The organism is Streptomyces fuscigenes (genome assembly GCF_021556455.1).
GTDB classification, from domain to species: domain Bacteria; phylum Actinomycetota; class Actinomycetes; order Streptomycetales; family Streptomycetaceae; genus Streptomyces; species Streptomyces fuscigenes.
The window spans coordinates 1-18,692 of record NZ_JAKGCV010000008.1; the positions used below are offsets into that span (position 1 = coordinate 1).

The window sequence follows — 18,692 nt, forward strand, 5'->3', positions numbered from 1 at the left end:
GGGGGCGTCCGCCGCGGGGGCCGGGGCCGCGGCGCGCGCCGTCACGCCCACCTGGGCCAGCGCCTCGGCCAGCGCCGCCTCGCTGCGCTGCTGGTACGCCTGCATGCCGGCCGCCAGGGCCGGCGTGCCGTACAGGAGCCGCTGGTAGGCGAGGACCGCCGGGTGGTCGCTGAGCCCGGTCACCGGGTCGTGCCGCTCCAGGCCGTCCAGCAGGTGCGCCAGCAGTGCGTCGAGGGGGTCCGCGCCGCGCGCCGCCCCCGCCCGCACCACGCGCGCCGCCTCGTCCTCGTGGTCCGCGAACCGGTGCAGGACCAGGTCCTCCTTCGTGGGGAAGTACCGGAACAGCGTCGGCTTCGAGATGTCGACCGCCGCCGCGATCTCCGCGACGGACACGCCGTCGAAGCCCCGCTCGGTGAACAGCGCGACGGCCGCGTCCGAGATCTCCTGGTGCCGCTTCCGCTTCTTGCGCTCGCGCAATCCGTCCTGCCCCATGCGGGGAAGGGTACGCAGCCCGGGACGCCCCGCCCCGGCGCGGCCCGGGCGCACGCACACGCGGCCGGGTCCGCGCCCGGGCCGGCGTGCTTCTCCGTGTGGCGCCCGCCGTACCGCACCAGCGCCGTACCGCACCACCGCCGGGCCGCCGGATACGGGGCCGCCCGGTCGCCGGACGCGGGGCCGCCCGGTCGCCGGACGACGTGCCGCGCGCCGTCGCGGGGTGCCCTCCGCGCGGCGGCGGAGTGCAGGTCGCGGCGTGTAACCTGAAGGCCTTGCGACTGCCCCGTGGGCCGTCGCGCGGCGGTGGGGCCCGCCGTACCAGAACCGCGGCATCCGCTGCCGCCAACGGTCCCTACTCGTGACCCGGCCCGTCCGTGGCGCCTTCGGCGCACCGGCGGAAGACACACGTGTAGGGAGACGTATGAGTTCCGACAATTCGCTGGCCCAGGCCCCCGAGCCCATGGACCCCGATGTCGGCCTTTCCCACGGCCGGCAGCGCCGTGAGCAGCGGCGCTCGCAGTACGGCCTGCTCGCGGTGATCGCGGCGGGCGGTGCGCTGGGGACGGTCGCCCGCTACGAGGCGTCGCTCATATGGCCCACACCAGTGGGGGCCTTCCCGCTGACGACGTTCGTCGTGAACGTCGTGGGCTGCCTGGTGATCGGCGTCTTCCTGGTCGCCGTCACCGAGATCTTCACCGCCCACCCCCTGCTGCGGCCCTTCTTCGGCACGGGCGTGCTCGGGGGGTTCACCACCTTCTCCACCTTCTGCGTGGACTTCAAGCGCCTCGCCGACAGCGGCCACCCGGCGACAGGGCTCGTCTACATCGTGGCGACCGTCGCGGCCGCCATGGCAGCGGTGACCGCCGGCGCCTGGACCACCCGCCGACTCCTGGCCCATCGGAGGGAATCATGACAGCGCGTACGCAGCAGGCGATGCGCCTGACCGTCCTGGTCGACGACACCGACACCTGGCACCACAGGCCGATCTGCAGCGAGATCGTGCACCGCGCCCACCGGGCGGGGCTGGCGGGCGCCTCGATCTTCCACGGGATGGAGGGCTTCGGGGGCCGGCAGGTCGTCCACACCGCGCGGCTGCTGTCCATGTCGGACGACCTCCCCGTCGCCGTGGTGCTCGTCGACGTCGAGGAGCGCATCCACGCCTTCCTGCCGCAGTTGGAGGAACTCGGCATCGAGGGTCTGATCACCCTGGAGCCCGTGCGGGTCGTCCACTTCGACGGGGCCAGAACTGGCGGGGCAGGCTCCGAGGGGGCGGGGACCGGCGGAGCAGGATCCGAGGGGGCGGGGACCGGCGGGGCGGGGTCCGGCGGGCCGGGGGAGGACGGGCGGTGATCGACCTGGTCCTGGTGATCGTGGGGGGCGCGGTGGGCGCGCCCCTGCGCTACCTCACCGACCGTGCGGTCCAGGCCCGGCACGACACCGTCTTCCCCTGGGGCACCTTCAGCGTCAACGTGGCCGGATCCTTCATCCTGGGCGTGCTCGCCGGCGCGACCATGTCCGGTGCCACCGGCCACCATCTGCAGGTGCTGCTGGGGACCGGCCTGTGCGGCGCCCTCACCACCTATTCGACGTTCTCCTTCGAGACGCTGCGTCTCGCGGAGAGCGGCGCGAGGTTCTTCGCCGCCGCCAATGTCGTCGCCTCCGTCGTGGCGGGACTCGGCGCCGTCTTCGTCGGCTTCACCCTCGCCCAGTCCCTGTAGCCGGGATGCGCCCGCCGCCCGCCGGCCGCTGCCCGCCGGCGCACCGGCGGGCAGCGCGGGCGCCGCGGGTCAGAACATGTCCGGGCACCACGGGCGGCGCGGCGTGTGGAAGAGCGCCTCCGCGCGGGCGAGGGCGCCCGGCCGTTCCTCCGTGAGCACGCCGAGCGCGGCGAGCCGGGTCGGGGTCTCGTCGCCCAGGTAGAGCGAGCCGAGCGCGCCCGCGCCCAGCACGAGGTCGGCGGCGCGGCTCGTCGGGGCGCACGAGGCGCCGTCGGGCGTCGACTCCAGGACGTACCTGCCGGACGCGACGCCCGCGTCGTCGCGCACGTCGAGGACGAGCGTGCCGGGCACCCCGTACGTCCGCGCCTCCAGGGCCCGGACGGTGTCGAGGACACGCACCCACAGGTAGTCCGCGGTACCGACGAGGCGGGCGGCGCGCGGGTCGGGCAGGTAGTACGGGAGCAGGTCGTCGGGCGAGCGCTGCCCCGCGGTGACCTCGACGACCCAGTCGAGGGAGCACAGGAAGCGCCACAGGGCGCCCTCCACCGCGGGCGACGTCGCGGTCAGCCGCCGCACGGAGACGATGTTCGCGGGCTGCTTGCCGTCGTTCCACTTGCCTTCGACCGTGTACGTGGCGAGGCCCTCGACCCGGCCCTCCGGGGAGCGGTACACCGCGTGGAACGGCTCCGTGAACGGGGTGCCCGACTCCTCGGCGCCCGTGTTGACGCGCCACCAGCGCTCGTCGCGGTCGATCGCGCCCGGCTGGAGGACCCGCCACCGGTCGTGGAACTCCGGGCCCTCCTTGCGCAGTTCGGCGCCGTCGATCAGCTCGATCCGGCCGCCCTCCTCGGGCGGCGTCCAGCGCCGCCGGTCGAGCCCGGTGCGCGGCACGTCGATCGTCCACCGCGCGGTGCGGCTGGCCCGCCCGAAGCCGAACCTGCCGTAGATGCCGTACTCGGCGGCGACGAGGTTCGCGACCACCTCGCCGCGGTCCCTGGCCTCGCCGAGGTCCGTGGTGATCATGCGGCGGAGGAGGCCCTGCCCGCGGTGGCTGGGCGTGACCGTGACGGCGGAGACCGCGTCGGCCGCGACGACCGCGCCGCCGGGGACGGTCAGCTCCTGGGAGAAGGAGCGGTACGTCGCGACGCACCGCCCCCCGTCGAACGCGCCCCAGGTGCGCCGGAGATCGGTCCCGGCCAGCCGGGCCGCGACCTCCTCGGGCTTGGGGGGTGCGGAGTTGAGGAAGCCCGTGTTCACGGCGCGCAGCCAGTCGGCGAACTCGGTCTCGGTGGTGGTACGAACCTCGGCGCTCATGGCGTCACGCTAGGCGCTGCACCCGGTGCCGCGCACCGACTTTGTTCGGCGGCGAACCGCAGGCGGGAGGCCTGGCGGCGGCCGGTGCGCACGGCCGCCGCCGCGCGCACCCGGAGTGCCCGGCACCGGCCCCCCACGCCCGGCAGCCGCCGGTTCCCGCGGCCCCCGGCGCCACCGGGCACGCCGCCCGGGTCGCTTTTTTGCGTGGGCGTCAGAACGTGGCCCGGACCCCGCCGACCTCCGCGCCGCCGCCCAGCACCGGCGACTTGGCGATCCGCTCCACCACGTCCGCCTTCACGCCGAGGAGTTCCAGCGCCCGCGCCATGACCGGGCCGACCGCGCGCGCGTTCCCGTCGTCGATCTTGAGGGCCAGCGCCCTGCCGTCCTCCAGCGCCACCGCCTGGACCGCCTCGGCGCCGGTCTTGGACAGCGTGCCCGGGAGGCCCGCCATCAGCCAGGTGTCGGCGCGCCGCGTGCCCGCCACGTACTCGGGGTGCGCGCGCATCGCGTCGGCCACCCGGCGCTCGGGCGTGCCCGGCTCCGCCAGCACGAAGTGGCGGAAGGCGCGTGCGAGGCCGGTGAGGCTGATGGCCATCAGCGGGGCGCCGCAGCCGTCGGTGCCGACCGCCGTGACGGGTTCGCCCGAGGTCTCCTCGATCACCGTCCGCACGAGCTTCTGCAGCGGGTGCTCGGGATCGAGGTACGAGGCCGTGGGCCAGCCGTTGTGGCGGCAGGCGCCGAGCATCGCCGTGTGCTTGCCCGAGCAGTTCATCGCGATCTTGCTGGGCTCCCGGCCGGCGGCCAGGTAGCGGCGGGCCTCCTCCTTGTCGACGGGGAGGTCCGGGGGCGTGCCCAGGTCGGCCTCGGTCAGCCCCTGCTCCGTGAGCATCGTCCGCACGAGATCCAGGTGGAAGTCCTCGCCGGAGTGGCTGGCCGCGGCCAGCGCCAGCCGCTCGCCGCTGAGGTCCAGACCGGCCCGCAGCACCGCCGCGGCCTGCATCGGCTTGTTGCTGGAGCGGGGGAAGACCGGCACGTCCGGGTCGCCGAGCGTGAACTCGACGCTGCCGTCGGCCGCGAGCAGCACCAGCGAGCCGCGGTGGTGGCCCTCCACGAACCCGGACCGTACGACCTCCGCGAGGACCGGCACAACGGACGCGGGGCCCCCGTGCGGTGCGTTCGGTGCGGACGGCGCCGGGGAGGGCGCGGGGGCTCCGGGTTCGTTGGTCATCTCGTCGGCCTTTCCACGTCGAGGCGCCTGCGGCAGGGCGCGGCCGAGGGCCTCGTGGGCCCGCGTCGGCCGCGTACCGCATGCGCCGGTACCGCTCAGGTGAGCAGGTCGTCCACCTGCGCTTCCCCCTCACGGTACCTGCGGGCGATCTCGGCGCTGCAGCCGTCCACCGTGCGTTGCAGCTGGTGGCGCCGCCGCGAGATCTGCTGCTCGTTGCGGACGAATCGGCGCATGGCCGCATGCAGTTCGTCGTCCGTGCGGGCGGCCAGGTCGGACAGTTCGACCTCGGCCAGCGTCTCGGCGGCCAGCCGGCGGCACTCGGCGCCCCGCGGGGTCGACAGCGTGACGTGCCGGGCCGAGGTGCGGTGCCGCGACGGGGCGTCGGAGAGGATCTCCGCCAGCCGCCCGACCATGGACGCGGTGGCGGGACCGCCGGGGTGCGCGCGGCCCGGCGTGAGGGGCTCGGCTCCGGTCGGGGTCCCCGCGTCGGCGGCGGCCTTGTCCACAGGCTGTGGACAGTCTTCCGCCGCCGCCGCGGGATCGGCGCCGGCCGCGGCTCCCGGGCCGTGCCCGCCGCGGCGCGACAACTCGTCCCGCAGGATGTCGATGCGGCCCTGGAGCAGCCGCCGCAGGTAGCTCAGGTCCGCCTCGTCGCGCTGCGAGTCCCGGCGCAGGGCGCGCAGTTCGGGCAGGAGCAGCCGGGTGAGGTCGTAGGGCCGCTGCCCCGGCAGCGCCGGCCCGGGGTCGGGACCGGGATCCGGGGCCGCCGTCTCCCCGGCCGCCAGGCCGGTGCCGCTCGTCGTGCGGGCGGCGGGCACGGCCGCCGGCCCGGGTGGCGCCCCGCCCGGCCCGGTCCGTCCGCTCCGCCCGGACCGTACGCCCCGCCCGGCGTCCCCGGCCTGCCCGGCCCGGTCGCCCCCTCCGGTCCGGTCGGCCTGCCCGGTCCGGTCGGCTCCAGATGTGCTCATTGCGCGTGCTGCCCCTCACTCAGCCCGGGGGAACCCCCATGCGAGACCCCCCGTCCCTCGACCGGTCACGTACCGTCGCCTCCTCGGCGCGGTGCGCGACCGCCTGTCTGCATGGTGCCATCCCTGCCACCGGCCGTGCGGGCGATCTGCACCCGTTCGGCCCCCGGTAGGTTGGTGCGCATGCGAGCGGTGGTGCAGCGGGTCGACGGTGCGAGCGTGTCCGTGGTGTCCGGGGTGTCCGGATCCGAGCCGGAGACGGTCGGGGAGATCACGGGTGAGGGACTGTGCGTGCTGGTGGGGGTGACCCACGACGACACGAAGGAGAAGGCGGCCCGGCTGGCCGCGAAGCTCTGGTCGATCCGCATGCTCGACGGCGAGAAGTCCTGCTCGGAGACGGACGCGCCGCTCCTGGTGATCTCGCAGTTCACCCTGTACGGCGACGCCCGCAAGGGGCGGCGCCCCACCTGGAACGCCGCCGCGCCCGGCCCCGTCGCCGAGCCGCTCGTCGACGAGGTCGTCTCGCGGCTGCGGGCCCTGGGTGCGACGGTGCACACGGGCAGCTTCGGCGCGCACATGCGGGTCTCGCTGACGAACGACGGCCCGTTCACGGTGCTGCTCGACATCTGAGCCCGGGACCGTACGTTCGGCCCCGGGGCCCTGCCCTCGTTGCCCTCGTTCCGACCTGTGCACTCCGGCTTCGGCCTGTCTCCCGGCCCACCCGGTCCGCCGGATCCGGGTCCGGTCGGCTCAGGGCTCGACGACGGTCTCCTGGGCCGCCGCGGTGTCCCCGGCCAGCAGCGGCGCGTCCACGGGCACGTTGCGCTTCACCAGGGCGAGGGCGATGGGCCCCAGCTCGTGGTGGCGGGCCGACGTCGTGACGAAGCCGACCTGCCGGCCCTCCGCCCCGTCCGGGCCCGGCGCCAGGCGCACGGGCGTCCCGTGCGGCGGCAGGTGCACCTCGCTGCCGTCGAGGTGCAGGAAGACGAGGCGGCGCGGGGGCTTGCCCAGGTTCTGGACGCGGGCGACGGTCTCCTGCCCGCGGTAGCAGCCCTTGTCGAGGTGGACGGCGCTGCCGATCCAGCCGACCTCGTGCGGGATGGTCCGGTGGTCGGTCTCGAAGCCCAGCCGCGGCCGGTGCTCCTCGACCCGCAGGGCCTCGTACGCGAGCACGCCCGCGAGGGGGCCGTGCGCCGCGGCGTACGACTCCAGGTCGCCGCGCGGCAGGAACACGTCCCGCCCGTACGGGGTCTCCCGGACGGCCGCGTCCGCGGGGGGTTCCGCGATGGAGCCCGCCGGCAGGTGCACCAGGGCGATGTCGGCGGTGCGGTCGGCGACCTCGACGCGGTAGAAGAACTTCATGGACTCCAGGTACGCGATCAACTCGCCCTGCGTACCGGGCTCCACGTGGATCCACGTCGTCGAGCCGTCGTCCACCAGGTACAGCGCGTGCTCGACGTGCCCGTGCGCGGACAGGACGAGCGCCTCCGTCGCGCGGTGCGCGGGCAGCTCGCTGACGTGCTGGCTCAGCAGCAGATGCAGCCAGGCGAGCCGGTCGCCGCCGGTGACGGTGACCACGCCGCGGTGCGACAGGTCCACCAGGCCGCTGCCGTCCGCGAGGGCGCGCTGCTCCCGGAACAGGTCGCCGTAGTGGGCGGCGACCTGCTCGTCGGCCCCCTCTCCGGCGACGGCGCCCGGCGTGGCGAGCAGCGGGCTCACGGGCGCCGGGGCCGCGCCACCGGGCGCCGCCGAGGCGTCGGGGGAGGGGGCGGAGGACGGGGAGGACTGGCTGCCGGAAGCGGCTGCGGCGGACGTCGAAGGCTCCATACGTTTCAGCGTACGACCCTCAGGGGGCGTGCCCGGCGCCGCGTGCCACCCGTGGACTCCCGCGCGGTGCGCCGGGACTCCCGCACGGCGCGCCGGACTCCCGCACGGCGCGCCGGACTCCCGCACGTTGCGTCCGGCGGCGGGCAGGGCGCCGCCGGTGATCAGGAGGCGCCGGTGCCGGCGTCCGCGGCGTCCGCGGCGGACCGGGTGCAGTCCTGGCACCGGCCGAAGATCGCGAAGTGCTTCATGTCGGTCGTGAAGCCGAAGCGGTCCTGGAGCGCGGCGGCGAAGTCCCCGGCGATCTCGACGTCGGTCTCGATCACGTTCTTGCAGTCGCGGCAGACCAGATGGATGTGGTGGTCGCGGCCCGCCAGGTGGTACTTGGGGGCGCCGTGCCCGATGTGGGCGTGCGAGACGAGCCCCAGCTCCTCCAGCAGCTCCAGCGTCCGGTACACGGTGGAGATGTTCACGCCGGACGCGGTCCTGCGCACCTCGCAGAGGATGTCCTCGGGCGTCGCGTGCTCCAGCGCGTCGACGGCCTCCAGCACGAGCTGCCGCTGTGGCGTCAGCCGGTAGCCGCGCCGGCGCAGGTCGCTCTTCCAGTCGGTGCTCACCACGCACCCAGTGTAGGCACCGCGGCGACGGACGGAACGCCCGCGGACGCGGCGGTGCTCTCCGCGAAGGACCGTGGATCCCGCCCGGGCAGGCACGGCCCCGGCCTCAGGGCCCGGTGGCCTGCGCGAAGAGTGCCGCGGGCCGGGGCGGAGAGCCGTGCCGGTGCCGCGCGGGCCCCTTGCGGGTGCCGTCCGGGAACGGGTGCGGAGCGCGCGGTTGACGAAGCGGGCGCCGGGCCTGCTCGACGAAGCGGAGGCGGGGCCCGCTCGAAGCAGCGGACGAGGGGCCTACTTGAAGAAGGTGATGCCGTCGTCAGGCAGGTCGCCCAGGTCCTTCGCCCAGTCCTCCACCTGCTCGGGGGTGACCGTGACGGAGGACGCGACCTTCTTCAGGTGCGCGGACATGTACGGGCGCAGCGGCACGTCCGGCGTGGACTTCTCGCCGACCCACATCAGGTCGCCCTTCACGTACCCGTACAGCCGCTTGCCGCCGCTGTACGGCCCGGAGGCGGCGGTGCGCGCGACGGCGTCCGTGGCCAGGTCGATCTGCGGCTTCTGGTCGGCGAGCTCCCCGTACCAGACCTCGACGATGCCCTGGTCGCGGACCATCACGACCTCGACCTTGCGGTCCTTGCCGATGCGCCAGAAACCGGACTCGGTCTCGATGGGGCGGGTCTTGTTGCCCTCGGTGTCGAGCGCCCACGTGTGCGAGACGTACTCGATGAAGTCCCTGCCGTCGTGCGTGAAGACGGCTTCCTGCCCGAAGTTGGCCTTCTCGTCGCCGGGGAAGTCGAAGACTCCGGCGCCTTCCCAGCGGCCGAGCAGAAAGGCCAGGGGGACCAGGTCCGGGTGGAGGTCGGACGGGATCTCGATCATGAGCGACTCAGCGTTCCTCGGGGGCGTGCGTGAACGTGCCGGTGGCCTGGGGCCGACGGCCTCAGCGCTGGCCCTGGTAGAGCTTCTTGACGGTGAGCGCGACGAAGGCGAGCACCGCGACGCAGACCAGGGCGAGCAGGGAGGTGAAGAAGTCCTCAAGCACGGGGTGCTCCTCGGATGAGCGGAACGACGAAGGTGGCGTGGGCCGACCCCCAGCCTAGTGGGTGGCGCCCGGCCGTTCCTCCCGAGGTCCCGCGGGAGCGGCGTCCGGGGGAGCGGCGTCCGGGGGAGGAACGGCCGGGCTCCGGGGGAGCGGCACCGGGGAGCGGCGTCCGGGGGAGCGGCGTCCGCGAGGGCACGCCTCCGCCGCGGCCCCGGTCCGGCCGTCGTCCCCCCTGCGCCGCCTCAGCCCAGCAGTTGCTGCTGGAGGATCACCGTCTGGTGGAACGGCACCTCCGGCGCGTCCGCGCCCTTGCGCCGCTCCACGACGAGGGCCAGGGTGTCCCCGGCCTCGATGTAGGCCATCCGGGCGTGCGTGCCGGTGTACGGCGGCTCCTGCCGGTAGACGTCCGTGCGGGTGCCGCTGATCGTGATGTTGCCCGGCCAGCGCTCGTCGAGCGCGGTCGTGGTGACCCCGTCGGGTGCGAGTCCGGCGTCCAGCCCGGGGCCCAGCTCGTCCTGGAGGAACGCCAGCATGTTCCCGGCGGACTGGAACTGCGCCGCGTAGATCTGCAGCGACGTCCCGTCGGGCGCGGTCCAGCCGCGGGCGGCGACGTGCCGCAGTCCGTCGTCCGCCAGGTGCTCCAGCAGCGTCGAGCGTTCCTCGGACGGGTACTGGGCGGCGAAGCGGTCCGCGGGGACCCAGCCGCCGTCCAGGGACCGGTCCCCGGTGACGCCCGCGGGGGCCGGCAGGACGAGGCGGCGCAGATCGGCGAAGTGGATCTCGCCGGGGTTGTCCGCCGTTCCCGTCCACGAGCCGAAGGGCCGCGGCTTCCCCGCGGGCAGGGCGGGCAGCGACAGCGCGGGGAAGTCCCAGCGCCCGTCGGAGCGCGTCGCGAGGCCCGGCACCCGGTCGCGCGGGACGGACGTGACCCCGTACGCGGTCCCGGCACCGAGCCCGAGGAACACGGCCGCGGCCACGCCCCAGCGCACGGCGCGCCGCCAGCCGCGGGGGGCCCATGGGCCGGGGGTGTTCCCGGGGCCCGCGGCGGCCACGGAGTCGTCCGGGGCCATGGAGGCCGCGGCGCCCGGGGGTGCCGCCGGGACGGCCGGGGCCGGCGTGGCCGCTGAGGTGACCGGGTCCGGCGGGGTGGCCGGGTCCGCCGGGGTGGCCGAGGCCGCCGGGGTGGCCGGGTCCGGCGGAGTCGCGGCAGCCACCGGCTCCCGTCCGTCGGGCGCGCTCGGGGTCGTGCCTTCCGTGCTCATGCGGCCTTCCCGGTGGTGGAGAGTCGATCGAGTTGCTGGGCGAACAGGGAGGCGGCGCCCGAGGGGTCGCTGTCGCCCGGCGCGACGTCGACGAGGCTGACGGTCAGGTCGCCGTGGAGGGACGTGCAGAAGACCCGCAGGAGCCCGCTGTCCTCGAAGTTGTCGCCCGAGTCGCCCGAGTCGCCGAAGTCGCCCGAGTCGCCCGCGTCGTCGGAGGATGCGTCGCCCGGACCCGTTTCGCGCGCGCTCGCGCAGACCGCTCCGCTCGGGTGGTGGGGGATCTTGACGTGGTCGTCCCCCGCCTCCTCCGCGAAGAGCCGGTCCGCCGAGGAGGCGGTGCGCGCCGCGGTGGTGTTCGCGTACTGGACGATCCGCATCTGCAGGATGCCGCCGTAGAGGTCGTTGTACGAGCGCAGCGCCATCGACTCGATGCCCGTGTCGTCGACCCGGGCGCCGCGGCCACCACCGGGCAGGGACGCGGTGATGTGGTCGAGGTAGGCCGTGGCCTGGCGCTTGTTCAGGACGGCGTCGTTGCCCAGGCCGGGGATGTCGGGGCCGAGGACCCAGTCGCCGGGCACCGGCAGGAGCGCCTTGGCCAGCGGGGAGTCGTCGCGCCCGCCGCCGGTCCCGGCGGCGGGGTCGGGGGCGCCCGCCTTCGTGGGGGCCTTCCACACGACGGTGGGCACCGTGCGGTCCGCGTGGGACGCGACATGCCCGGCGTAGCCCGCGGCGCCGCCCGCCAGGGCGAGAACCAGCACGCCCGGCAGCACCGTCCGCCACAGGGACACCGTGCCCCGCGGCCGTCCCACTTCGGATCCTTGCGAGCCCGCGCCTTCGGGTCTCTCCGCTCCGGCGCCCCGGGCGGGCTCGTCGTTCACAGCCGTCACAACCGCTCCATCTGTTCGGTGGCCAGCGCCTGGACGTCCGCGGTGCTGATCGTCTTCGGGTCGTACAGGTGCATCTCGGCGACCGTGTCGCCGCGCGACTCCACGACCGCGACGTGGTGCAGATCCGGATGGCCCGGGTCCGCCGGTATGTCGCTGCGGATGAAGAAGCCGTTCGTGCTGCCTGCGACGGGGACGGAGCCCGCCCACGAGTCCCGGCCCCCGTTGAGGTCGTCGACGATCTCGGCCGCGTACTGGTCCGTCCCGGGCTGCACCTGTATGAGGACCACGTCGACGGCCCGGCGGCCCTGCGTCCAGTGCTCGTCCACGGCACGGCGGAAGTGGTACTTCGACAGGGTGCTCTGCACGTTCCCGGAGGCGTCGTACAGGCTCGCGTAGCCGTCCAGCGACAGCCATCCGTCGACGTCCGGGGCAACGCGGTGCGCCCTCGCCCCCTTGGGGACCGGCACCAGCACCTTGCGCAGGTCGCCCGCGGTCGGCACGCCCGCGTCCTCGGCGACCGGCAGCGGCACGGCGGGGCCGGCCGACCTGCCGGAGGCCGTGAGCCCGGCCTGGGCCAGCGTCCCGACCGGTACGGGCGGACGCCGTGCCTGGACGCCGTAGCCGACGGCCGTGCCGCCCGCGATGCCCAGCACGGCGGCACACGCGACGACGAACAGCGTGCGCCGCCGACGCGCGCGCCGGGCAGCCGCCTCGGCCCCGGCCAGGGACGCCCGCTCCCCGTCGGGCCCGGACTCAGACTCCCCGTCGGGCCCGGACGCCCGCTCTTCGTCGGGCTCGGACTCCGGCTCCCCGTCGGGCCCGGACGCCCCCTCTTCGTCGGGTCCGGTGCCGGCGGCCCGTTCCCCGTCGGGCCCGGTGCCGGGGACGGGAGCCGGCAGCTCGGGCGCCGCCCCGGCTGCCGCTGCCGCGGATGGCGCGGGCGGTGCGGCGGGCGTTCCCGCTGTCGTCCCGTCCGGTCGCCCGGGCGCTGCGTCCGGCGTTTCGGGCGGTGTGCCCGCGGCTTCGGGCGGTGTGCCCGGTGCCGGATCGGGCACGTCGTTCACGGATTCCACGGGAGCGGTTCCTCCAGAGGTCCCGGACCTGCCCGGGAGGCGCAGCGCGGGCATCGAATATCCGCGCGCACGGGTGACCAGCGGGCGGCACCGGAGGTTGCACGGGCCTTGATTACAGTTCGGACATGCAATCGGCGAAGAAGCTCGTGATCAAGGTGACCGCCGGCGCGGACGCGCCCGAACGGTGCTCGCAGGCGTTCACGGTGGCCGCGGTCGCCGCGGCGAGCGGGGTCGAGGTCTCGCTGTGGCTGACCGGGGAGTCCGCCTGGTTCGCGCTGCCGGGGCGGGCCGCCGAGTTCGAACTCCCGCACGCGGCACCGCTGCCCGACCTGATCGAGTCGGTGCTGGCCACGGGCCGGATCACCCTGTGCACGCAGTGCGCGGCCCGCCGGGACATCGGCGAGGGCGACGTCCTGGAGGGCGTGGTGATCGCGGGCTCCCAGCTCTTCGTCAGCGAGATCATGGCCGACGGCGTCCAGGCGCTGGTGTACTGACGGCCCCGGGCCCCGCCCGCCGGCGCGCGCGGCAGCGGACCTAGGCTCCGGTCCCCGCCTCGCCGGCAGCAGCCGCCGGCTCCGGGGACTCGGCGAGCGCGGATTCCGCGTCCGTGAACTCGGCGTCCGTGAAATCGGCGTGCGCGGACGCGGCATGCGCGGCCTCCGCGAGCGCTGGTCCGGTCGCCGCGACCGGCGCCGCCGCGCACTCGGCCCGCGCGACGGGGGCGGCCGGGGCCGGCGAACCCGTACCCGCGAGCGACTTCCGCGCGAGCAGCCCGCCCGCCGCCACCCCGTCCTCCTGCGGCAGCCCGCGCATCAGGAGCCAGTAGCCGAGCGCGGCGAGCGTCCCCAGGACCGCGCACGCGCCCCACAGCCACCTGGCGCCCCACCGGTCCAGGACCGTCCCGGACATGAGCGGCGCGACGAGTGCGGCCACGGACCACGACATCGAGTACATGCCCTGGTAGCGACCCCGGCCCTGGACGGGGGACAGCCGTACGACCAGCCCGGTCTGGGTCGGCGCGTTCACGATCTCGGCCAGCGTCCACACGACCACCGTCAGGACGTACACCCCGAGCGATCCTGCGAACATCGTCAGGCCGAAGCCGTACCCCGCCAGCAGCGACGAGACCACCAGGAGCCGGCGCGGGTCCCGGTGCTGGATGAAGCGCGTCACTGGGATCTGCAGGGCGACGATCAGCAGGCCGTTGGCCGCCATGGCGGTGCCGAACTCGGCGCTGGTGAAGCCCGCCTCGCCCATGGCCACCGGCAGGCCGACCGAACCCTGCTGGAAGATCAGCGCCACCACGAACGACAGCGCGACCACGCTCATGAAGCGCCCGTCCCGCACCACGCTCAGCATGCTGACCGGCGCCTCACCGCCCGCCCGGACGCCCCCGCCGTCGCCTCCGCTCCTGCTCCTGTCCGTACCTGCGCGTCCGTCGCGGGCCCGGGCGCCGGAGCCCGGGCCCGAACCGTCGCCCGGCCTCGACTCGGGGAGCTTGGTGTACACCACCACCGCGCACAGCAGCGTCATCGCCGCCTCGCCGAAGAACCCGGCACGGTAGCTGTACTGGGCGACGAAGCCCGCGAGCGCCGAGGACACCGCGAAGCCCAGGTTGATCGCCCAGTAGTTCAAGGAGAAGGCCCGCACGCGGTCCTCGGGCCGGACGATGTCCGCCATCATCGCCTGCACCGCGGGGCGCGAGGCGCTGGACGCCATCCCGACGAGACACGCCACGGCGGCGATCGCCACCGGGTTCGCCATCAGCCCGAGCAACGCGACCGAGGCGGCCGTCGCGCACTGGGCGACGAGCATGGTCGGACGCCTGCCGAGCCGGTCGGCGAGCACACCGCCGCCGAGCGACGCGATGACGCCGCCGAGCCCGTAGAGCGAGGCGACGAGACCCGCGTACGACGCGGAGTAGCCGCGCTCCACCGTCAGGTAGAGCGCCATGAACGTGGCCACGAACGCGCCGAGGCGGTTGACCAGGGTGCTCGTCCACAGCCACCAGAAGGCGCGCGGCAGGCCCGCGACGCTCTCCCGGACGGCCCGACCGGCACCGGCGGTGGACAGGCTGAACGGCATGGACGGTTCCCCCCGGGGTGTGCGCGTGGTGCGGCGGCGGCGCCCGGACGGCCGTCCGCCGGCCACCCCGCGCCCAGCAGCTGTGTAAGCGGCCTGTGTAAGTGGCCGATGCGTCAAGCGCATGTTACGTACCGGGCTCCGGTGCCCGCCACCCAATTCCCGGCCGGGCCCGCCGTCACCCCCTGGTCACCGGGTGTCCACCGGCCGGTGGGCCGGGCCCTGTGCGGCCGCCCCGCAGCCGTGCGCGGGCCCCGGCCGCCCCGGAGGGCGCGCGGAGGCGTCGATTAGGCTCGGGGCCATGGCCGACGCACCGTACAAGCTGATCCTCCTCCGCCACGGCGAGAGCGAGTGGAACGAGAAGAACCTGTTCACCGGCTGGGTGGACGTCAACCTCAACGCGAAGGGCGAGAAGGAGGCGGTCCGCGGCGGTGAGCTGATCAAGGACGCGGGCCTGACCCCCGACGTGCTGCACACCTCCGTGCTCAAGCGCGCCATCCGCACCTCGCAGCTCGCCCTGGAGGCCATGGACCGCCACTGGCTGCCGGTCCGGCGCTCGTGGCGCCTCAACGAGCGCCACTACGGGGCGCTCCAGGGCAAGGACAAGGCGCAGACGCTCGCCGAGTTCGGCGAGGAGCAGTTCATGCTGTGGCGCCGCTCGTACGACACCCCGCCGCCGGTCCTCGAGGACGGCACCGAGTTCTCGCAGAGCGACGACCCGCGCTACGCCACGCTCCCGACCGAGCTGCGCCCGCGCACGGAGTGCCTCAAGGACGTCGTCGTCCGCATGCTGCCGTACTGGTACGACTCGATCATCCCGGACCTGCTGGCCGGCCACACCGTGCTCGTCGCCGCCCACGGCAACAGCCTGCGCGCCCTGGTCAAGCACCTCGACGGCGTCTCCGACGCCGACATCGCGGCGCTCAACATCCCGACGGGCATCCCGCTGGTCTACGACCTGGACAGCGACTTCCGCCCCGTCACCCCGGGCGGCACCTACCTCGACCCGTCGGCCGCCGCCGCGGCGATCGAGGCCGTGAAGAACCAGGGCAAGAAGTAGCACCGGCCCACGCACGAGCCCCCTGCCCGCGGTTTCTCCCTGGGCGGGGGGCTTTTTGCCGGGGCGGGCCCTCTCCGGGCCTGGGGCGTCCACCCTCCCGGAGCGAGCAGCGATCCCCGCGGGCCGAGGCGCCCCGCTGCGCACGTACCTGCCCGACCGCCGAGGCGTTCGTGGCGCCCGAGTCGTGCAGGGCATCGGAACTGATCGCTCCCCGCCGGCGTCACAGCGTTCATGACACAGGGCGGGAGCACGATGGGCGCGGAGCCGACGTGGCCGGAGCTGCTGCTCGACTTCTTCGTCATGGCGGCCGTTCCCACCGTCGTCGGAGGAGCAGCGGTCCTGACCCTCGTCGGACTGACGATGTGGATGACGGCACCGCTGCGAAGGCGCAGGCGGCAACGGAAGCGAACCGGCGCCCGGACTGCGGCCGGTTGAGGCCGACGCTCGCCGCAGTGCGGCGGCTGGGGCCAAGCGCGTCCTGGATGAGGCGTGGTGGTGCACGGAAGAGGGGTTGCGTCACGCGGGAGTTCGGGACGGAGCCGTTCAGCTGGCGAGGCTCATGTGACGCGCAAGTGGTCCGTGTCCGTCTGTCTCCCCCGGCTGCTCATCGGCCGGCAGGCGACGGCTACGACCAGCGGCGAGCGTTCTCGTCGGTGGTGAAGCCATCCGATGGCGGTCACGTCGGACTTCCCCGGCAGTGTTCATCCGGCTGCGGTGCCGCTGATCCAGTCGGCGAGCGCTGAGAAGTCGGCATCCGTGAGGCCCTTGGCGGGGTCGACGCGATGAAGCAGCGACGGTCCTGTGCGGGTGGCATCGACCCAGAAGCGGTCGATGGCGGTGATCTCGTCGTCGACCCAGATGAACGGTCGGCCGTCCGCCCACTCGACCACGCGGCGGGTCTTCCAGTGCAGGCCGCGTGGGCCTTCGTCGATGTCGGAGTCGGGCCCGTCCAGCACGGGCAGGCTCGGCAGTCCGACGCGTGGAGCGACGAGGTCGTTCGCAGCGCCCATCCAGGTCGTGGCCCACACGAGACGGCATCGCAAGGCCATGAGACGGGGGCCCATGGCGGGGTCGAGCCGCGTAAGCAGCGGATTGCCGCGGTCGACGGGTGCCGGGACTTCGGTTACTGCGGCTTGCGGATGATCGGTCGACGACCCGAACGGAATCAGCGGACCGTCGACGTCGAGGAAGAGGAAAGGGCGCTCCACGCTTGCCACGGCGGCACGATAGCCCGTCGGCTTGCGACGACGCGTGAACGCCCCCGGTCCGCGCGAGGGCGGATCGGGGGCGCCTCGCCCGGTGGACGCGTGCCCCGGCCGGGCGGGAGGTGCCGAGCCCGCGCGGGCGGGAACATCCCGGCCCGCGCCGTGGGACTCAGCTCCTGGCGAAGGCCAGCAGGTCCTCGTTGAACCTGTCCTTGAACGGGTCCACCAGGGACATGCCGTGAGGCGCACCCTCGTACACCTTGAAGGTGTTGTCCTTGACGATCTTCGACGACTTGTTGCCGGCGGCCACGATGGGCACGATCTGGTCGTCGTCGCCGTGGATGATGAGCGTCGGGACGTCGAACGCCTTGAGGTCCTCGGTCAGGTCGGTCTCCGAGAACGCCTTCACGCACTCGTAGGAGCCCTGGATGCCCACCTGCATGCTCCACATCCAGAAGGCGTCGCGGACGCCCCGGGAGACCTTGTTGCCGTCGCGGTTGGCGCCGAAGAACGGGGCGCTGAGGTCCTCGTAGAACTGGGCCCTGTCCCCGGCGACCCCGGCCCGGATCTCGTCGAAGACCTCGATCGGCAGGCCGTCCGGATTCGCCTCCGTCTTGAGCATCAGCGGAGGGATGGCGCTGAGCAGCACGGCCTTCGCGACGCGGGAGGTGCCGTGGTTGCCGATGTAGCGCGCGACCTCGCCGCCGCCCGTCGAGTGCCCGACCATGATGGCGTCCCGCAGGTCGAGGGCCTCGAACAGCTGCGCCAGGTCGTCGGCGTACGTGGTGAGGTCGTTGCCGCCCCACGTCTGGCTCGACCGTCCGTGGCCGCGCCGGTCGTGCACGACGGCGCGGAAGCCGTTGTCGGCCATCAACTTGGCCTGTGCGTCCCACGCGTCGCCGTTCAGGGGCCAGCCGTGGCTGAAGACCACGGGCTGCCCGCTGCCCCAGTCTTTGTAGAAGATGTCCGTCTTGTCGCGGGTCGTGAAGATGGCCATGATCGGATCCCTTCGGTCGTGTCCCGTCCGCGTCGCGTCCGGTGTCGTGCGGGCATCGGGTGGTGTGCCGGTGGTGGCCCAGGCGGTTCGTCCAGCCGTCGAGTCGTTCGCGTCCGGGCGTCGTGCGCGGTCCGCCGGCGGGGCCCCGGGGCAGCGGAGTCCTTGCGGCCCGGTCCCTCGTGCGCGGCCGGCGCCCGGCGGGTGGTGCTGGCCGTCGCCCCGCAGGGGCATCGCCGACTTCCGCCGGAGGCAGGCCTGTTGAGTTGTGCCGGCCGGAATTCCTGCCGCGCCGCCGCGGGTTACGGCCGGGTCCCGTCGACCCTGTGCCGAGTCCTGCCCGGAGCCGGCCCGGCCTCAGAAGCCGAACGCACTGAGGCTCGGGAAGTCGGACGGGCGCGGGCCGGAGCGGTCCCAGTCGAAGGCGCGCTCCGAGGTGGTGATCGGGACGTCGTTGATGCACGCGTGCCGTGTCCTCATCAGACCGTCGTCGGCGAACTCCCAGTTCTCGTTGCCGTACGCGCGAAACCAGTCGCCGGTGGCGGTGTGGTACTCGTACGCGAACCGCACCGCGATGCGGTTGCCGCCGTACGCCCACAACTCCTTGATCAGGCGGTACTCCAGCTCGGCCTGCCACTTGCGGGTGAGGAAGGCGACGATCTCGTCGCGCCCGTCGATGAACAGGGAGCGGTTCCGCCAGTGGCTGTCCTCGGTGTACCCCAACGCCACGTGCCCGGGGTCGCGGGTGTTCCACGCGTCCTCGGCGTCCCTGACCTTCTGCACCGCCGTCTCGTCGTCGAACGGCGGCAACGGGGGTTTGCCGGTCGCCATGTATGACTCTCCTGACTCCCGTCCGTGCCCGACCGTTCCAGTCTCACCGCGGCCGCCGGGTCTCGCATCCGCGACGGCCGCCACCGCGCATTCCACCG

General features: G+C 74.2%; 21 protein-coding genes. 7 read left to right on the top strand and 14 right to left on the bottom strand.

Features of this window, described 5'->3' with window-relative positions; genetic code table 11:
• A partial coding sequence (locus tag L1885_RS02170) for a TetR/AcrR family transcriptional regulator (protein WP_235795214.1) occupies window positions 1-492 on the bottom strand: 492 nt, incomplete at its 3' end.
• A 424-nt stretch (window positions 493-916) separates the two neighbouring features.
• On the opposite strand from L1885_RS02170, the gene L1885_RS02175 reads away from it, so the two are divergent.
• Genes L1885_RS02175 through crcB form a run of 3 tightly spaced genes read left to right on the top strand, consistent with a single transcriptional unit; the run spans window position 917 to window position 2,213 of the window.
• On the top strand, window positions 917-1,408 hold the full coding sequence (locus tag L1885_RS02175; RefSeq protein WP_235795215.1) for a fluoride efflux transporter FluC: 492 nt from the start codon (window positions 917-919) through the stop codon (window positions 1,406-1,408).
• On the top strand, window positions 1,405-1,845 hold the full coding sequence (locus L1885_RS02180) for a DUF190 domain-containing protein (RefSeq protein WP_235795216.1): 441 nt from the start codon (window positions 1,405-1,407) through the stop codon (window positions 1,843-1,845). Before L1885_RS02175 ends, L1885_RS02180 begins: the two co-directional genes overlap by 4 nt.
• Entirely contained in the window at window positions 1,845-2,213 is a 369-nt protein-coding gene (gene crcB, locus L1885_RS02185) for a fluoride efflux transporter CrcB (RefSeq protein ID WP_235795252.1), read from the top strand. Before L1885_RS02180 ends, crcB begins: the two co-directional genes overlap by 1 nt.
• Window positions 2,214-2,282: 69 nt before the next feature.
• Here crcB and L1885_RS02190 read toward each other — a convergent pair whose 3' ends face one another.
• The 3 genes from L1885_RS02190 to L1885_RS02200 all read right to left on the bottom strand — a co-directional run bounded on the left by L1885_RS02190 (window position 2,283) and on the right by L1885_RS02200 (window position 5,573).
• Window positions 2,283-3,527 carry a GNAT family N-acetyltransferase gene (locus L1885_RS02190; RefSeq protein WP_235795217.1) on the bottom strand — a complete coding sequence of 415 codons (1,245 nt, stop codon included), beginning with the start codon at window positions 3,525-3,527 and terminating at the stop codon, window positions 2,283-2,285.
• Between the two features lie 211 nt (window positions 3,528-3,738).
• Complete coding sequence (locus tag L1885_RS02195; RefSeq protein ID WP_235795218.1) at window positions 3,739-4,755, bottom strand: asparaginase; 1,017 nt, start codon at window positions 4,753-4,755, stop codon at window positions 3,739-3,741.
• A gap of 95 nt (window positions 4,756-4,850) precedes the next feature.
• Window positions 4,851-5,573 (bottom strand): RsiG family protein, encoded by a 723-nt coding sequence (locus L1885_RS02200; RefSeq protein ID WP_372481841.1) that lies wholly within the window; start codon window positions 5,571-5,573, stop codon window positions 4,851-4,853.
• Between the two features lie 330 nt (window positions 5,574-5,903).
• Here L1885_RS02200 and dtd point away from each other — a divergent pair, with 330 nt between their 5' ends.
• The gene (gene dtd / locus L1885_RS02205) at window positions 5,904-6,350 is read left to right on the top strand and encodes a D-aminoacyl-tRNA deacylase (protein WP_235795219.1); all 447 of its coding nucleotides are present in this window, start codon (window positions 5,904-5,906) and stop codon (window positions 6,348-6,350) included.
• 120 nt (window positions 6,351-6,470) lie between these two features.
• Here the strand turns inward: dtd and ygfZ are convergent, their stop codons facing one another.
• The 6 genes from ygfZ to L1885_RS02235 all read right to left on the bottom strand — a co-directional run bounded on the left by ygfZ (window position 6,471) and on the right by L1885_RS02235 (window position 12,002).
• Window positions 6,471-7,430: a CAF17-like 4Fe-4S cluster assembly/insertion protein YgfZ gene (gene ygfZ / locus L1885_RS02210; RefSeq protein WP_235795254.1), complete on the bottom strand. Its 960-nt coding sequence runs from the start codon at window positions 7,428-7,430 to the stop codon at window positions 6,471-6,473.
• Between the two features lie 278 nt (window positions 7,431-7,708).
• Window positions 7,709-8,164, bottom strand: a complete 456-nt coding sequence (locus L1885_RS02215) for a Fur family transcriptional regulator (protein ID WP_235795220.1) — start codon at window positions 8,162-8,164, stop codon at window positions 7,709-7,711.
• Between the two features lie 285 nt (window positions 8,165-8,449).
• Window positions 8,450-9,037: a heme-binding beta-barrel domain-containing protein gene (locus L1885_RS02220; RefSeq protein WP_235795221.1), complete on the bottom strand. Its 588-nt coding sequence runs from the start codon at window positions 9,035-9,037 to the stop codon at window positions 8,450-8,452.
• A gap of 405 nt (window positions 9,038-9,442) precedes the next feature.
• Complete coding sequence (locus tag L1885_RS02225) at window positions 9,443-10,462, bottom strand: hypothetical protein (RefSeq protein WP_235795222.1); 1,020 nt, start codon at window positions 10,460-10,462, stop codon at window positions 9,443-9,445.
• On the bottom strand, window positions 10,459-11,271 hold the full coding sequence (locus L1885_RS02230) for a hypothetical protein (RefSeq protein ID WP_235795223.1): 813 nt from the start codon (window positions 11,269-11,271) through the stop codon (window positions 10,459-10,461). Before L1885_RS02230 ends, L1885_RS02225 begins: the two co-directional genes overlap by 4 nt.
• A 74-nt stretch (window positions 11,272-11,345) precedes the next feature.
• Window positions 11,346-12,002, bottom strand: a complete 657-nt coding sequence (locus L1885_RS02235; protein WP_235795224.1) for a hypothetical protein — start codon at window positions 12,000-12,002, stop codon at window positions 11,346-11,348.
• 545 nt (window positions 12,003-12,547) lie between these two features.
• Between L1885_RS02235 and L1885_RS02240 the strand changes: the two genes are divergently transcribed.
• Window positions 12,548-12,916 (top strand): DsrE family protein, encoded by a 369-nt coding sequence (locus tag L1885_RS02240; protein ID WP_235795225.1) that lies wholly within the window; start codon window positions 12,548-12,550, stop codon window positions 12,914-12,916.
• Window positions 12,917-12,956: 40 nt separating this feature from the next.
• Here the strand turns inward: L1885_RS02240 and L1885_RS02245 are convergent, their stop codons facing one another.
• Window positions 12,957-14,495 carry an MDR family MFS transporter gene (locus tag L1885_RS02245; RefSeq protein ID WP_235795255.1) on the bottom strand — a complete coding sequence of 513 codons (1,539 nt, stop codon included), beginning with the start codon at window positions 14,493-14,495 and terminating at the stop codon, window positions 12,957-12,959.
• Between the two features lie 310 nt (window positions 14,496-14,805).
• Between L1885_RS02245 and L1885_RS02250 the strand changes: the two genes are divergently transcribed.
• Window positions 14,806-15,564, top strand: coding sequence for a phosphoglyceromutase (locus tag L1885_RS02250; protein WP_235795226.1), 759 nt, complete (start codon window positions 14,806-14,808; stop codon window positions 15,562-15,564).
• A 231-nt stretch (window positions 15,565-15,795) separates the two neighbouring features.
• Window positions 15,796-15,999: a hypothetical protein gene (locus L1885_RS02255; RefSeq protein ID WP_235795227.1), complete on the top strand. Its 204-nt coding sequence runs from the start codon at window positions 15,796-15,798 to the stop codon at window positions 15,997-15,999.
• A 266-nt stretch (window positions 16,000-16,265) separates the two neighbouring features.
• Here the strand turns inward: L1885_RS02255 and L1885_RS02260 are convergent, their stop codons facing one another.
• The 3 genes from L1885_RS02260 to L1885_RS02270 all read right to left on the bottom strand — a co-directional run bounded on the left by L1885_RS02260 (window position 16,266) and on the right by L1885_RS02270 (window position 18,594).
• On the bottom strand, window positions 16,266-16,781 hold the full coding sequence (locus tag L1885_RS02260; RefSeq protein WP_235795228.1) for an HAD domain-containing protein: 516 nt from the start codon (window positions 16,779-16,781) through the stop codon (window positions 16,266-16,268).
• A 157-nt stretch (window positions 16,782-16,938) separates the two neighbouring features.
• On the bottom strand, window positions 16,939-17,766 hold the full coding sequence (locus tag L1885_RS02265) for an alpha/beta fold hydrolase (protein WP_235795229.1): 828 nt from the start codon (window positions 17,764-17,766) through the stop codon (window positions 16,939-16,941).
• 354 nt (window positions 17,767-18,120) lie between these two features.
• Window positions 18,121-18,594: a nuclear transport factor 2 family protein gene (locus tag L1885_RS02270; RefSeq protein WP_235795230.1), complete on the bottom strand. Its 474-nt coding sequence runs from the start codon at window positions 18,592-18,594 to the stop codon at window positions 18,121-18,123.
• Window positions 18,595-18,692 lie beyond the last annotated feature (98 nt).